At 37.9% G+C, this 15,358-nt stretch carries 15 protein-coding genes; 9 read left to right on the forward strand and 6 right to left on the reverse strand.

The window, feature by feature from the left end:
• Positions 1-36 precede the first annotated feature (36 nt).
• Entirely contained in the window at positions 37-624 is a 588-nt protein-coding gene (locus PWP26_RS01075; protein WP_022855641.1) for a DJ-1/PfpI family protein, read from the forward strand.
• A 44-nt stretch (positions 625-668) separates the two neighbouring features.
• On the opposite strand, the gene PWP26_RS01080 is transcribed toward PWP26_RS01075, so the two are convergent.
• The 5 genes from PWP26_RS01080 to PWP26_RS01100 all read right to left on the reverse strand — a co-directional run bounded on the left by PWP26_RS01080 (position 669) and on the right by PWP26_RS01100 (position 6,388).
• Positions 669-2,147 (reverse strand): ammonia-forming cytochrome c nitrite reductase subunit c552, encoded by a 1,479-nt coding sequence (locus tag PWP26_RS01080; protein ID WP_301398796.1) that lies wholly within the window; start codon positions 2,145-2,147, stop codon positions 669-671.
• Positions 2,148-2,165: 18 nt separating this feature from the next.
• A complete protein-coding gene (nrfH, locus tag PWP26_RS01085; RefSeq protein ID WP_022855639.1) occupies positions 2,166-2,615 on the reverse strand; it encodes a cytochrome c nitrite reductase small subunit in 450 nt (149 codons plus the stop codon).
• Between the two features lie 100 nt (positions 2,616-2,715).
• Positions 2,716-3,612: a site-specific tyrosine recombinase/integron integrase gene (gene xerA, locus PWP26_RS01090; protein ID WP_038063048.1), complete on the reverse strand. Its 897-nt coding sequence runs from the start codon at positions 3,610-3,612 to the stop codon at positions 2,716-2,718.
• Entirely contained in the window at positions 3,609-5,120 is a 1,512-nt protein-coding gene (locus PWP26_RS01095; RefSeq protein WP_301398797.1) for an ATP-binding protein, read from the reverse strand. The genes xerA and PWP26_RS01095 overlap by 4 nt, the downstream gene beginning before the upstream one ends.
• 29 nt (positions 5,121-5,149) lie before the next feature.
• Entirely contained in the window at positions 5,150-6,388 is a 1,239-nt protein-coding gene (locus PWP26_RS01100; RefSeq protein ID WP_301398798.1) for an MFS transporter, read from the reverse strand.
• Between the two features lie 231 nt (positions 6,389-6,619).
• Here PWP26_RS01100 and PWP26_RS01105 point away from each other — a divergent pair, with 231 nt between their 5' ends.
• The 3 genes from PWP26_RS01105 (at position 6,620) to ppcA (ending at position 8,662) form a co-directional block, all read left to right on the forward strand.
• Complete coding sequence (locus PWP26_RS01105) at positions 6,620-6,853, forward strand: cold-shock protein (protein WP_273010741.1); 234 nt, start codon at positions 6,620-6,622, stop codon at positions 6,851-6,853.
• 61 nt (positions 6,854-6,914) lie between these two features.
• Positions 6,915-7,145: a DUF4911 domain-containing protein gene (locus tag PWP26_RS01110; protein WP_273010740.1), complete on the forward strand. Its 231-nt coding sequence runs from the start codon at positions 6,915-6,917 to the stop codon at positions 7,143-7,145.
• Between the two features lie 35 nt (positions 7,146-7,180).
• Positions 7,181-8,662, forward strand: a complete 1,482-nt coding sequence (ppcA, locus tag PWP26_RS01115) for a phosphoenolpyruvate carboxylase (RefSeq protein ID WP_301398800.1) — start codon at positions 7,181-7,183, stop codon at positions 8,660-8,662.
• A 17-nt stretch (positions 8,663-8,679) separates the two neighbouring features.
• On the opposite strand, the gene aroC is transcribed toward ppcA, so the two are convergent.
• Complete coding sequence (gene aroC / locus PWP26_RS01120) at positions 8,680-9,774, reverse strand: chorismate synthase (RefSeq protein ID WP_301398801.1); 1,095 nt, start codon at positions 9,772-9,774, stop codon at positions 8,680-8,682.
• A 70-nt stretch (positions 9,775-9,844) separates the two neighbouring features.
• On the opposite strand from aroC, the gene ispD reads away from it, so the two are divergent.
• The 5 genes from ispD to PWP26_RS01145 are packed head-to-tail and all read left to right on the forward strand — an operon-like array spanning position 9,845 to position 15,355.
• On the forward strand, positions 9,845-10,537 hold the full coding sequence (gene ispD, locus PWP26_RS01125; RefSeq protein WP_038063558.1) for a 2-C-methyl-D-erythritol 4-phosphate cytidylyltransferase: 693 nt from the start codon (positions 9,845-9,847) through the stop codon (positions 10,535-10,537).
• Positions 10,538-10,567: 30 nt separating this feature from the next.
• A complete protein-coding gene (locus PWP26_RS01130) occupies positions 10,568-11,245 on the forward strand; it encodes a hypothetical protein (protein ID WP_038063029.1) in 678 nt (225 codons plus the stop codon).
• A gap of 33 nt (positions 11,246-11,278) precedes the next feature.
• The gene (locus PWP26_RS01135; RefSeq protein WP_301398802.1) at positions 11,279-13,219 is read left to right on the forward strand and encodes an aconitate hydratase; all 1,941 of its coding nucleotides are present in this window, start codon (positions 11,279-11,281) and stop codon (positions 13,217-13,219) included.
• Entirely contained in the window at positions 13,174-14,199 is a 1,026-nt protein-coding gene (locus PWP26_RS01140; RefSeq protein ID WP_301398803.1) for a lytic murein transglycosylase, read from the forward strand. Before PWP26_RS01135 ends, PWP26_RS01140 begins: the two co-directional genes overlap by 46 nt.
• Entirely contained in the window at positions 14,180-15,355 is a 1,176-nt protein-coding gene (locus PWP26_RS01145) for a Xaa-Pro peptidase family protein (RefSeq protein WP_287567716.1), read from the forward strand. Before PWP26_RS01140 ends, PWP26_RS01145 begins: the two co-directional genes overlap by 20 nt.
• Positions 15,356-15,358 lie beyond the last annotated feature (3 nt).

Below are 15,358 nucleotides of genomic sequence, written 5' to 3' on the forward strand. Positions count from 1 at the left end.
CTTTTTTTAAAAAATACCTGACAAGGGGGTAAAGTTATGGGTGCCAAAAGGATACTGATGTTGGTGGGAGACTATGTGGAAGATTATGAAGCTATGGTTCCATTTCAGATGCTTCAGATGGTGGGGCATCAGGTCGATGCAGTGTGTCCTGGGAAAAAACCTGGAGATGTGGTAAAAACAGCAGTCCACGATTTTGAGGGAGACCAAACCTATTTAGAAAGAAGAGGGCATAACTTTAGGATCACCGCAGATTTTGATAGTATAAACCCAGAAGATTATGATGGCCTTGTAATACCTGGAGGAAGAGCTCCTGAATATTTAAGGTTGAACGACAAAATCATCCAGATAGTCAAACACTTTGCCGAAAAAAACAAACCCATCGCAGCCATATGTCATGGGCCTCAACTACTCACCGCAGCAGACGTGATTAGAGGTAAAAAGCTTACGGCTTATCCAGCAGTAAAAGCTGAAATAGTGCTTGCTGGTGGGATATGGTGTGACGTAAACGAAACTTTTACTAACGTATGCGTAGACGGAAACATCGTTACTGCCCCCGCCTGGACGGCTCATCCTTGGTGGATGGCTAAATTTCTTGAACTCTTAGGGACAAAAATTGAACCTTAATAAAATAATTATAAAAGGGGGGGAGTTCTCCCCCCTTGTTTATCTTAAAGCATCCCTTCAAAAAGTTGTTGTATTCCAAAGGGGTCTTTGAACTCCTGCTCTGGCCTAAAGTTAAGTTTCTTTTCACCTCTGTTGTTAATATATTTAGAAATCTCAAGGTCTATTTTTGCAGGAACCTCTACTCCTGCTTTAGCCAGAATAGTTCTTAAAAGAGACTCTGACTTAGAGGCAAATCCTAAAGCATCTGTTAAAATCCTCATAGCCTCTGTGGGGTTGTGAAACCCTACTGAATTTTCTGCTCCTACAAAGATTACCCTATAGATAGCTTCTAAATAAAGGTCCTTAGCTTTGTTGTATAAAGTCTGGTCTATGGTCTTCCCTTGAGTTTGAGCCAGATGCACCTTCTCGAAAAGTTTGGCTGCTACCGCTGTCTGATATCCAGCCCTTATATAGGCAGAAATCGTCCTATCCTGAATGGCAATCACTTGCTGTTTTAACCAATCAGCACTTTGAGGATGGCATTGTTTACAAGACCTCATGTTATCTTTTAGAGGACTCATTACTCTGTGTTCACTTACCTTATAGCTTCCCATCCTTTTGTAAGGCATATGACAATCAGCACAAGAGACTCCTGCATTCCAGTGCACCGAGTTTCTTGAATAAAGCTCAAACTCAGGATGTCTGATAAAAGCTAACTTAAACCCTGTAACCGCCTGTTTCCACTCTCCATAAGCTGGGTTGCTCTTTAGAACCTTGATGATATTTTCTATACTAATATCTCCCCATTTACTGCCTTGCCAGGGGAAAAAGATACCTGTAGGCTTCATATCCTGATCCCTTGGGATTACGTAGGTAACATGGCATTGAGCACACACCAAACTTCTCATCTGTTGATGGGTTAACCCTTTTTCATCTATTCCTAAATCCTTTAAAGCCTTCCCTAAAGTAAATGCCCATCTTATATGGAGGTTCATCGTTTTAGGGTCATGACAATCTAAACAAGAGCCACCAAGGTTTCTGTGTTTTTCTGGTATCCAACTCACGACTTCTTTAATAGGCGTATGGTAATATTTAGCCCCATACTGTTTTTCAAGGTCAGCAGCATAGGGAGTCTTACAGGTCAGACAAACTCCTCCAGGTTTAGGCCTTGAAGGGTCTATCTCTTGAATGTCTATCATCTTGTAATAATGTGATCTTGGTTCGTTATACTCTATACCAAAACCCCAGCCATTATAAAGCACAGCCAAAAAAGGAAACTCTGAAAGTCTATCATACACTATTTTATCAGTATCCCAACCTCTCTTATACTTGCTTAAGCCTGCAGGAGTAGGTTCAGACTCTTTTTTCCACATTTCATAGTGAAGAGGGAAAGCTTTTCCCCATACCTCTGGGTCTATTTCATTTTCAGCTATCTTAAAAGCTTCCTGACGGAAATCTTTTGCTTTTTCAGGAGGTTTACAACCTGCTATCAACGAAACCAAACCCATAAGGGTTAAACCTAACCACAAAGACTTTCGTTTCATCTTATCCCCCCTTATATTTTATTTTTCTAAAACTTCTAAACTGCTACTCAATTTATGTCTTACCTTTACATGACATTCCCAGCAGTTTCTGTCTTTCACGTTTATCATAGAAACCATATCTTGATGACACCTTATACAATTTTCCTGAACCAAAACTTTACCATGAGAAGATAGGGTAATTTCTTCTGGTATAAGATTTAGGTGAAACTTTACCAAATCCTTAGTTCCGTCAACACCTTTCCAAAAATAATGTCTGAGTTTATTGTCATGAGGAAGATGGCAGTCTATGCAATTAAGTTGATTATGCAACCCGGACTTTCTTAAAGATAGGCTCTGGTCTTCCATCACATGACAACTTGCGCAATAGGAATTTTTACTGGTATAGGCAACAAGCTTAGGCATACCTAACAAACCCACAAACAAAACCACCCCTAAGAAAACTACCCCTATAGCTACCTTATTTTTCATAAGGCCCCCTTAGAAGATTTAAGCATCTTCCTATAAAATTCTAAATATAAAAAATCTTTTAAAATTCTTTGACTTAGATCAAGAAAATGGATTTTACAGGTTATTCCTTTTTAGCCCGGGGATGGGACTTAAGATAAACTTTGAGTAGATGTTCGTAACTAACCTTGGTGTACATTTCTGTGGTAAGAAGGGAAGCATGTCCCAAAAGTTCCTGAATAGCCCTAAGGTCAGCCCCTGAGTTTAAAAGATGGGTAGCAAAAGAATGTCTTAAAGTATGAGGATGAAGGTATTCTATTCCATAACTTTTTCCTAAGGTCTTAAGTATGTATCTAACCCCCCGATCGGTTAACTTGTCTCCCTTTGAGTTAATAAACACAAACTCATGATTTTTTCCTAAGTTTAAAAGTACTTTTTCTCTTTCTCTCAGATATCTTTCTAACAGCTGTTGTGCCTTCTTGCCAAAGGGGATCATCCTTTCTTTATTACCCTTTCCTATGACCCTTAAAAACCTAAGTTGCAGGTTTAGCTGGTTAAGCGTTAGATTGGTAAGCTCTCCTACCCTTAAACCACAGCCATAGCCAAGTTCTAAAATCGTCCTGTTTCTAAGACCAAGAAAACTATCCTCTTTTACCTGTTCTATCATCTGGTTCAGTTCTTCTTCTGTAGGAACACGAGGAAATCTTTTTAAGACCCGAGGGGTTAAGAGATAAAGGATTAAGTTTTTAGGTATGACCTCTTTTTTAGAAAGAAACCTAAAAAAGCTTCTTAAAGCACTTACCTTCCTTGCGATGGTAGTGGGTGCTTTTTTAGTTTTTTTAAGGTTCGCAAGATAAAGCCTTAGATGAAAAGGCTGTAAATGTTTAAAATCTTTTATGTTTAAAGCCTGGTAATGATTCAAAAAATCTTCTAAATCCTTTTTATAGGCCTTTAAAGTCTGAGGTGAATAGTTTTTCTCTACTTCTAAATATTTTAAAAACTCCTCTAACCATCGGTTCATAGCATAACTTCTTCAATCTTAGCCAAGAGTTGTTCTACAGTAAAGGGTTTTAAAAGCAGTTTAAAACTGGGAAGTTCTGCCAGAGATAACAAATCTCCTGTCAAAAACAAAACCTTTAGGTCTGGAAATTTTTGTTTTAAATTCTGGTAGACTTCAAACCCTTTTATTCCTGGCATATGATAGTCGGTAATAAGAAGGTCTGGAGAAGAAATTTTATCAAGGTTTTTTTCTAATTCTTCATAGTTAGAAAAAGCCCAAACTTGATGCCCTTCTCCTTCCAATATTTCTTGCATACTTGTTAAAATTTCTAGTTCGTCTTCCAGAAGGATGATGTTAAGTTTTTTGATCTCCGATTTTTTCAACGGGCTTAATAAGGTCACACTTAGCGCAGGAACATTGCCCGAATTTACGTTTGGATTTATCAGAGGATTGCTTAATAAGGTCACACTTAGCGCAGGAACCCAAATCTTAAAGGTTGTGCCTAAGTTAACCTTACTTTCTACCTCTATTTTTCCACCCAAGCTTGTGATATGATTTTTTACCAAGAAAAGGCCTAAGCCACTGCTTTCCTTTTTGGTAGTAAAAAAGGGCATAAAAATTTTTTCTAAGTTTTCTTCAGGTATACCACATCCGTTATCTTTTATCTTGATTATCAAGTATTTCTTTTCAAGGGTTTTTAAAGATAGTGCTATTTCTATCTCTCCTTCGTCTTCGATGGCATCCTTAGCATTGCTGATAAAATTTAAGAAGATATACCTCCAAAAAGTTTCTTCTCCTGGGACAAAAACGTTTACTAAAGACCCTAAAGAGAGCTGTATTTGAATTTTAGGTCCGGCAATGATCTGAAAAATATCTAAATTGTTTTTTAAAAAAGAAACCATTTCTAACTGAGAAGAAAGGACATCTCTTATTCCTTTGGTATAATCTATAAGCAAACGGTTAAGGTCAATCCAAGATTTTAAGGTTTTTTCTGCCAAAAACTTATACCTTTTAACCTCTTCTGGTTTGTCTACGTTTTCCTCTATGTTCTTTAAGTACTTAAGGGTATTTTGCAGAATGTTGTTAAAATCATGGACTAAGCTTCTTAAAAACTCGGAAAACCGTTGATTTTTTTCCAACTCTTCTATCTTGGTTCTTAATTCTGTCAGCTCTCCGGTGTCTTTTCCTACCATCAAAATAAAAATTTTCTGTGGAGTCAACTCTACCTTATAAAAAAAAGCCTCCAACGTAATAATCTTACCTTCTCTGGTTAGAAATTTAATTATAGTTTTATGCTTATGCTTTTTTAAAAGTTCTTTTTTTAGCTCTGTCAGGAAATTAGGATGGTAGGCTAAAAATCCCCCTATTCCTTTTTCTAGAAGCTCTTCTTTTGTGTATCCTAAATTTTCTTCAGCCACCTTGTTTAAATAAACTACCTTATCCTGTTCAAGAATCATCACATACAAATCTAAATCTCTAGCACACTCATCAAGATTTAGGGTTTCTACAATCTTTTTTAGCTCTACCATTTCTAAACCCTCTCTGAGAAATTAATAAACTATTTTTTTAGTTTAGCAATATTTAAAAGAAAAAAATTTACTAAAACTAAACTTAATACATAAAAACTTACCAGCCATCCTACACCTACCTTTTCTGCAAGTACCCCTGCTAAAAAACTCCCTAAGGGATGAACCCCTAAAAAAGAAAGAGTAAAAAAACTCATCACCCTACCTCTTATTTCTGTAGGGGTATTTTCTTGAAGGTATGAGTTGGCTATCGGATAAAAATTAGTAAAAGAAAAACCTAAAAAAAGACAACAAAAAAGAGCCAACCACCAAATTTTAGACCACACCAACCCTAAAGCCCCTAAGGCAAAAATACAAGTAGAAACCCAGAGTTTAGAAAGTTTGTTTTTAACTTTCCCTAAAATTATATAAACCGAGCCAAGAATAGCCCCTATACCTACCATAGAAGAAAGTTGACCAAACTCTTTTCCGCCTCCTCCGAATAATTTGTCAACAATTATCGGAAACAAAATGAGAATAGAAGCTCCAAAAAAAGTAAAGCTAAAAACCATACCTATAACAGCAGGAAGTGCTCGTTGTTTTCTAAACAAAGTAAAAACTTCTTTAAATGCTTCTATAAAATTTTTCTTATTTTCAAGGTCTATCTGATAGGATTTTTGATATTTGATAAAAAATAAAAGAAAGAGAAAAAAAGGTAGATAAGAAAGGGCATTAAAATAAAAACATTGATAAAGCTGTCCATAAGTAATGATAAGACCTGCTAAAAAAGGACCAACCATCCTGGCTGTATTAAAAGAAAGAGCCTGGAAAGATATAGCTTTGGTAAGGTAGGTTGACGGAACTATTTCGCTGATAAACACCTGTCTCAAAGGGGTGTCAACAGAGGCAAGACTAACAGCCAACATGTTTATCAACACTACCAGCCAAAAACTTAACCTTCCCTCTTGAGTAATGAAACCCAACAAAACTGAAGGCAAAATCCCTAAAAACACCACCCATGTTAAAAGTTTTTTTCGGTCAAATCGGTCTATGATTAATCCTGCCAAAAAACTAAAAACAAAAGTAGGTAAAGAGTTAAACAAACTAAAGATACCTAAATAAAAAGAAGACCGGGTTAGCTCATAAACCAGCCAAACAATAGCGGTGTTATAAGTCCAAGAACCGGTAAAAGAAATAAAGTGTCCTAAAATAAAATATCTGAAATTTTTAATCTTAATAGGATTTTCAGAAAGGTCTAAAAAAGCCAAAAAGTTCCTTATACCAATTTCCATTTATTTTAAAATTTTAGCTTTATTTTCTAAAATAGCAATCTGTTTAAGATAAATCTTAAAAAAAACACCTCTCAAACCCATCAGACGATAATCTTTTCATCAATACACTACAAACCTTCAGTTTTAAACTATTTTTAAAAATTTTTAAAATTTTAAAATTTACCCCTTTACAAATAAATTTTTTGAGGTTAAGTATAACTAATAGAAAAACTTAAAGGAGGTTTTAGTAACATGTTTAGAGGTAAGGTTAAGTGGTTTGATGAGAAGAAGGGGTATGGTTTCATTTCCAAGGATGATGGTGGAGATGTGTTTGTGCATTACTCTGCCATCGAAATGCCTGGATTTAAAACCCTTAAAGAAGGACAGGTAGTAGAGTTTGAGGTAGTCCAAGGTCCTAAAGGCGAGCAAGCTTCAAAGGTAAAGGTCGTCAACAGCGGCAATCCAGGAAGATCACCTAAAAGCTAATAAACCATAGTCTGACTTTTAAAATCACTGAAGGGGGGCCTCCTCCCTTCTCTTTAACTAAATGCGGAGTGCTTGGTTTCTGGTTAAGATTAATCCTTCTCAGATTGCCTTTCTCAAGTTTATCCTTGAAGGCTACGACCATCTCTCAAGTTTAACCATCTTAGATCCTAAATCTGGTTTAACTAAAATCTATTTTCATCCTAAAAATCTTGTTTTTATAAACGAATTACTGGAACATCTTAAAGAAAAACTTGAGCTTGAAATATTAGAAACCTCTGTTAGTGTTAACTAAATGGAATCTTCAAAAACTTTTTAATAGAGGTGATTATGAAGGTTCCAAGGGTGATGTCTACTCAACATCCAGACAACGTTTCCATGCCTTTTTTTGCAGAACATCCTGACATGTCAGGTGAAGACGAGATCCAAGAGGCCTATTATGCCTTTTCTCATTTAGGTTGCGACGAACAGATGTGGGACAGTGAAGGCAAAGAGGTAGACGACTTTGTGGTCAAAAAGCTTTATAGTAAATATCCTAATTTTTTTAAAAAGCATCTTTTAGGCAAAGACTGTTTTATCACCCTTAGAATCCCTAACCCTACTGTGGAAAAGGATGAAGCTAAAATCTTGGTTGAGGCTTTAGAAAGTATACCTCGGTCTATGGATGCAGCTCGTATCTTTTTAAAAGACCATCCTCCTCCAATTTTTGAGGTAATACTTCCGATGACCACCTCAGCCAAGGAACTTAACAGGGTTTATTATTATTATAAAAACTTTATCGCTAGTCTTCAACATCAACCTATTTACCCAGGAGACATCACGGTAGCAGAATGGGTAGGGGAGTTTTTACCTGAAAGTATTAATGTTATTCCACTTTTTGAAAACATCGAATCCTTTTTCAACATAGATCAAATCTTAGAAGAGTATATCAAAGACAAAAATCTGCCCTATCTTCGGGTGTTTTTAGCTCGATCTGACCCAGCATTAAACTATGGGCTTATAAGTGCAGTTTTAGGGGTTAAAATTGCCTTAAAAAAATTAGAAAGTTTTGCCTTAAAGCATGATGTAGAGGTTTATCCTATATTAGGGGTAGGAACCCCTGTTTTTAGAGGGAACTTTTCTCCTTACACCGTAGAAAAGGTTCTTTCTGAGTATTCTTCGGTAGAAACCTTTACCGTTCAGTCTGCCTTTAAATATGATTTTCCGGTAGAGGATGTAATTTCAGGGATCAAAAAAGTAAAAACTTTTATAAGACATCCTATTTCAGACGTAGACATTAAATTTTGTCAAAGAATAATCCAAAAGATTTCAGAAGAGTATAAAGCTACCATCGCCCCGATTGCTCCTGCGATAAACGAATTAGCCAAATTTGTACCAAAAAGAAGGATGAGAAAACTCCATATAGGCCTTTTTGGTTACTCAAGAAGCCTTCATGGGATAGTGCTCCCAAGGGTCATAAGCTTTTGTGCTGCCTGTTATTCTATAGGTCTTCCCCCTGAAATCTTTGGGTTAAACGCTTTAACCAAAGAAGAGTTACATGAACTTAAAAACTATTACCACAACTTAGAGTTTGATTTTTCTAAAGCTCTCCAATATTTTAACCCAAAATGCTTAGACCTTATGCCTGAAGAGGTCAAAAACAAACTTATCAAAACCCTAAACCTTCTAAACACCTTAAATCTTAACTATGAGCCAAACGAGGAACATAAAGAAGTAACTTCTACCCTGCTTAAAAACCTTAAAAAAGGACTTTCTTCGCAAGCCACCAGCTTGATAGTAGAAGCAGGTTACCTGCGTAAATTTTTAGGTTAAACTAACCGAAAAAACCTTTACTCCCAAAAGTTAGGGAAACGTAATCTTTGCTGAAAGGCCAGATAGGCTAACTGCCTTAAAAGATGGTCTGCAAGTACGATTCTAACCATAGCCTCTACCACAGGTACAATCCGTGGTATTGCAGAAACATCATGTCTTCCTTCTATGATAAGGTCTAACTCTTCTTTTTGGAGATTTATCGTCTTTTGAGGTTTTCTTATACTGGGGATAGGTTTTACCGCAACCCTTAAAACTATATCTTGCCCTGAAGAAATCCCTCCTAAGATCCCTCCGGCATCGTTTTTTAAAAATCCATAAGAAGAGATAGGGTCGTTATTTTCAGAGCCTTTAAGTTGAGCAGCCTTAAAACCAGCTCCCACCTCTACCCCTTTTACCGCCCCTATACTCATCAAACCCTTAGATAGATCAGCCTCAAGTTTATCAAAAACTGGCTCTCCCAGTCCTGCAGGCACTCCCCTGGCTAAAACCTCTACCACCCCTCCTAAAGAGTCTCCCTCTCTAACTGCTTCTTCAATCTTTTGGCACATCTTTAAATAGGCCTCCTCATCAGGGCAGTAAAGATGATTTTTATAAATAAACTCAAGGTCTCTTTTTTCAGCAACTACCCCACCAAGAGCAATGGTATATGCTACCACAGATATCCCATATTCTTCAAGCACCCTTTTAGCTACAGCTCCGGCAGCTACCCTTACCACCGTTTCCCTTCCGCTACTTCTTCCTCCTCCTCTGTAGTCTCTAAAACCTCCGTATTTCATATGATAGGTAAAATCTGCATGGCCTGGTCTAAACACCTCTTTAAGCTGTTGATAGGCAGAAGACTTTACGTCGGTGTTATACACTAAAATCCCTATCGGAGTTCCCGTCGTATATCCTTCAAAAACCCCAGAAAGAATTTCCACCCGATCCTTTTCTTTACGAGGGGTTTGCCCGATAAACTCCTTAGACCGTCTTTTATCTACTTCTTTCTGAATATACTCCTCTGACAAGGTTAAACCAGGTGGACATCCCTCTACCACCGCTCCAAGGGCCTTACCATGAGATTCTCCAAAGGTGGTAACCCTAAATAAAACCCCAAAACTATTTCCTGACATGTCTTTTCCCCTTTATTTTCTGTTTTTGTTTATTATAATTCTAAACCTAAAAAAACAAATCAGAAGGCCTATGGTAGTTGCTATACTCCCTGCTGCAGGAAAAGGAGAGAGGCTGGGAGAATCCCTCCCCAAACAGTTCTTAGACCTGAAGGGAATACCTCTTTTAGTAAGAACCCTTTTAGCCTTTGAAAAAGCCCCTCAGATAGACGGGATAATCATAGCTACCCACCCACTTTATTTAGAACATACCGAAAACCTGATCAAAAGCTTTAACCTCAGAAAGGTGTTAAAAATAGTTGAGGGTGGCACAACCAGACAGAGGTCAGTTTATCAAGCGGTTAAAATAGCCCCTCTAGAAACAGAAGTCTTCCTTGTGCATGATGCCGTAAGGCCTTTTGTTCCCGAATCCCTTATAAAAAGGGTGATAGAAGCTACTCGTTCTTATGGAGCCTCTGTCCCGGCTATCCCTGTAAGGGATACCTTAAATTTAGTGAAAGATCACCTTGTGAAAGCTAACGTGCCCAGGGAAAATCTGTTTCATATCCAAACCCCTCAAGGAATAAAGGCTAACCTTTTGAAAACCTGTCTTGATGAGGCCATAGCCAGGGGGTTAGAGTTCACAGACGAAAGTTCTCTTTTAACCTATTTTGGCCATCCTGTTTATGTAGTAGAAGGTTCTTGGCTAAACTTTAAAATCACTTTTAAAGAGGACCTTATCCTTGCAGAAAAGTTAATTGATTGTAAAATAGAAACATTATTTTAACCAAACTTTATTAAGGATTGCTTTGTTTTCATGAGGTTTAACTGGATAGGTAGCTTACCAGAAGACCCAAAAGAGTTTTTGTCGGTAGTTAAGCAACAGCTGAAACTGCCTTTAGAAGAGGCCTTTAAGCTTTTCTATCTTACATTAAGGATAAAGGCCTCAAGTGATAGCCCGGTTTATAAATTTTTAGAGCGCACCCCTACCGGAATAAAGTTTGACGAAATCGGGAAAAGGGAGTATTTACTTACCCTTTCTGTTTATGCCTTAAGGGAGATCATTTCTCAGCATATAGACTTGAAACTAGTTAAAAACCTTTATCTTCTTCTTTCTAAAGAGCTTCCTTCTGAGTTTTTAAAGGACGTTTCTCCCAAACATTCCATCGTTGTGTCTCAAGATATCCTTTTAGAGCTTTTAACCACGGCAGGAAAAACCGAGCTTCCTGCCTTTTTAAAGGCTAAGCACATAATCTTTAACCTGAGGATAGATGGTAACAGCGAAGATTTATTAAAAATTACCCCCTATCTTACCAACTTTTTCTTTGTTTTTGAGCCTAAACCTAAAGAGTTTTGCCTTTACACCTCATTTTCTATCTCGGAATTTGTTCTTTTTTCGATAAAAACTGAAAAATTCAAGTCAATACAACCGGAAGTAGAAAAGACCTTAGAAAAGTTTAAGGCCCTTTTCCCAGAGTGTTTTGGAGAGTTGTAAAACAACCTCAGTAAATCTTCTAAGGAGGAAAAGATGGGGAAACCTTTGGCTTACAAAATTTTAGAAAACCATTTAGTGTCTGGGCGTTTAGTGCCTGGAGAAGAAATCGCCATCAAGATAGACCAAACCCTTACCCAAGATGCAACCGGGACGATGGCTTATCTTGAGTTTGAAGCCATAGGTATAGACAGAGTAAAAACAGAACTTTCGGTATCTTATGTAGACCATAACATCTTACAGAGTGATTTTAAAAACGCAGACGACCACAGATTTTTACAAAGCATAGCCAAACGTTATGGAATTTGGTTTTCTAAGCCAGGGAATGGGATCTGTCATCAGGTGCATTTAGAAAGATTTGCCAGGCCTGGTAAAACCTTGTTAGGTTCTGACAGCCATACCCCTACTGCAGGCGGATGTGGGATGATTGCCATAGGTGCAGGTGGCCTTGATGTAGCCATGGCTATGGCAGGAAAGCCCTTTTATCTCAGAACTCCTAAGATAGTAGGAGTTTATTTAGAGGGAAAACTTCAGCCTTGGGTAACAGCAAGAGACATTGCTCTTTATCTTCTTTCTAAACTTACGGTAAAAGGTGGTTTAGGGAAAATTTTAGAGTATTTTGGCCCCGGGATAAAGTATCTTAGCGTACCTGAAAGGGCTACCATCTGTAATTTAGGTACAGAAATGGGAGCAACCACCAGTATTTTCCCATCTGATGAAATTACCCTTAAATGGCTTATAGCTCAGGAAAGAGAACAGGACTTTGTAGAACTTTTGCCTGACGAAAACGCTCAGTATGACGAAATCATAGAGGTTGACCTTTCCAAGTTAGAACCTCTTTGCGCCTGTCCCTCTTCTCCTGACAACGTAAAAAGGGTTGCAGAAGAGGCAGGTAAACCTGTGGCTCAGGTTATCATAGGGTCCTGTGCTAATTCTTCGTTAAAAGACTTGCTAGTTGTGGCAAAGGTACTTGAGAGGTATAAAGTTCATCCTGAGGTCTCCTTTGAGGTAAACCCTGGGTCTCTTCAGGTGCTTGAAAACCTGGTAGCACTTTCAGGATTAAAATCCCTGTTAGAGGGAGGCACAAGGCTTCACCAAAGTGGATGCTTAGGTTGTATCGGTATGGGGCAAGCCCCTCCTACTAACTCCATCTCTCTAAGAACTTTTACCAGAAACTTCCCAGGACGTTCTGGCACAAACCCTGATTTCGTATATTTAGTCTCTCCTGAAACCGCGGTAGCCTCTGCCATCAAAGGGGTAATAACCGACCCAAGAGAATTAGGAGAATATCCAGAGGTAGTTCTTCCAGAAAAGTTTATTATAAACGACACCCTTCTAATACCACCTCTACCAGAAGATGAGGCAAAAAAAGTAGAAATCATAAGAGGGCCTAACATAGCTCCTCTTCCACCGTTTGACCCTCTTCCTGAAACCTTAGAAGGGATTTTTGTGTTAAAGGTAGGAGATAACATCACAACCGACCATATCATGCCTGCTGGAGCCCAAATTTTACCTTTAAGAAGTAACCTACCGGCAATCAGCCAGTTTGTATACAAAAACGTAGACCCAGATTTTGCTAAAAAATCTTTAGAGCTAAAAGAAAAAGGATTGGCTGTAGGGATTGTAGGAGGAGAAAACTACGGGCAAGGTTCCTCAAGGGAACATGCAGCCTTAGCCCCAAGGTATTTAGGGGTAAGGGTAAAATTGGCCAGATCCTTTGCCAGGATCCACAGAAGCAACCTGATTAACTTTGGAATCTTGCCTCTTACCTTTGAAAACCCGGCAGACTATGAAAAAATCTCTCAAGGAGATAGTTTTATCATAGAAAACATTCGAAACTTGATAGAAAAAGGGGAAAAAAGGGTTAAAATTATAATCAAAGGGAAAGGTGAGGTTTGGGCCTTAGCTGAACTCACAGAAAGGGAAAGAGAATGCATATTAAAGGGTTCTTTACTCAATTTAGCCAAAGCAGGGTAGTCTGGAGTTTTTCCCTAATAATTTTAGGGTTATTATTAGGGCTGTTAGGTATCCTTTTTCACCCTGCTGTAAAACCTGTAAAAGTTTTGGCTAATGATCCTTTGCTTAAACCTTATGTAGAAGACCTTAAAAACCGCATAAAAAATGACCTTAAAGGGAAGGTTCCTGAAGAATACATAGAAGAGGTTTTTTCTTCTCCTGAGCTTGCCTATCTTCCCAACCTGATGATAAAAAGACTTACCTGGAAAGAAACCAAATTACCTTACCATCAGTTTTTAGAAGACCAGAGGGTTGAGCGGGCTAAAAACTTTTTAAAAGAGAACTTAGAGTTTCTCGAAAACTTAGAAAAAAACTTTGGGGTTGATAAAGAGGTAATAGTGGCGATTTTATTGGTTGAAACCAATCTTGGACAAAACACCGGAAAATTTCCTGTATTTAACGTGTTTTTTAGCCTTACCCTTTCAGGTAATAAAGATTTGCTTAAAAACTTTGTGTATGACGAAACTATTTCGTTAGATGACGAAAGAAATTCAAACATCATCGCTAAAAGAAGTAACTGGGCTTATAACGAGCTTTTACACTTTCTTACCATCTGCTATCAAAATAAATGGGATCCTTTCTCTATCAAAGGGTCTATCTTTGGAGCCTTTGGTTATCCCCAGTTTGTACCCAAAAGTTACGTAATCTATGGTTACGATTGGGACCAAGACGGCAAGGTAGACCTTTTTAAGATGGAAGACGCCTTAGCTAGCATAGCCAACTACCTAAAAAAAGAAGGCTACAACTTGAACGGAACAGTAGAAGAGAAAAAAGCTGTTATCATGAAATACAACATAAGTGAACCTTATGCTAACACCGTTTTAGCCATCGCAGAAAGGTTAAAAAAAACAGAACAAGAAGCCTCTTCACAAACAGAACAAAAGGAAGCGGAAAATCAAGAAAAAAATTCAGAAAAAAAAGATGAACCTAACAATCGATGAAGTAAAGTTTCGTGTTCAAAGATTTCAACAATTACTTAGTCAACACCACATAGATTTAGCCTTAATTGTCACACCTCTTAACATCTTTTATTTTAGCGGAACCTTTGCCAAAGGATTTCTTTTGATAAGCCCTAAGGAAGTTAAGCTCTTAGTAAATCGTCCTTGGGAGAGGGCTAAAAAGGAAACTTTAATTCCCTGTGAACCCATAAAAAGCCTAAAAGAACTACCTTTAATCATCTCTTCTCTTCGTTCTAAAGGCTCGTTAGGCATAGAAAAAGAAAACATCCCTGTAAGAGATTTTTTAAGATATCAGGCACTGCTTGAGGGTTATTCTTTTATTGCCATAGATCAACTTATCTTAGAAACACGGGCGGTTAAAACCCCCTATGAGATCGAATGTATCAGAAAAGCAGGAAAGATGCTTGATAAAGCTCTTAAAAGGGCTTTACCTCACTTCAAACCAGGAATTAAAGAGTTAGAAGCCAGTGCTATTTTAGAAAAAGAACTAAGGATATTAGGTCATCCTGGACTTACTAGGTCTTTAAACGGATTTGAACTCACCTTTGGATACCTTATCTCTGGTAAAGAAGGTCTTAAAGCTACTCCCTCTTATACAGGAGAAGGAGGTGAGGGAGTACCTTGTTTTCCGGGAGGGGCAAGTTATAAGAAAATCTTAAAAGAAGATGAACCTATTCTTATAGACTTCAGTGGTTATCACCAGGGCTACTACATAGACCAGACCAGGATGGTTAGTTTTAAAAAACTGCCTTATGCCCATGAAGTTTATCAGGGAAGTCTTTATATCTTAAAGGAACTCAAGGAGTTCATAAAGCCAGGTTTAAACGGAGATGAGATCTTTGCTAAAGCTAAGGAGTTAGCTGAAAAAACCGGTCTTGGCAGTTATTTTATGTATTCTGACGGAGACTTAGGTTTTATAGGACATGGAGTAGGTCTGCAGATAGATGAACCTCCTGTCCTTGGGAAAAAACAAAAAATGACCATAAAAGAAAACATGGTGATAGCCTTAGAACCTAAGTTTCACCTCCCTGAGGTTGGAGTAATTGGTGTAGAGGAAACCTTTTTAGTCACAAAAGAGGGATTGAAAAGTTTAAACACCACCTCAACCAAATGGAAAATCCTAAAAAGGAGTGTGTGAGGT

This window comes from Thermodesulfobacterium sp. (assembly GCF_030445475.1).
Taxonomy (GTDB): domain Bacteria; phylum Desulfobacterota; class Thermodesulfobacteria; order Thermodesulfobacteriales; family Thermodesulfobacteriaceae; genus Thermodesulfobacterium; species Thermodesulfobacterium commune.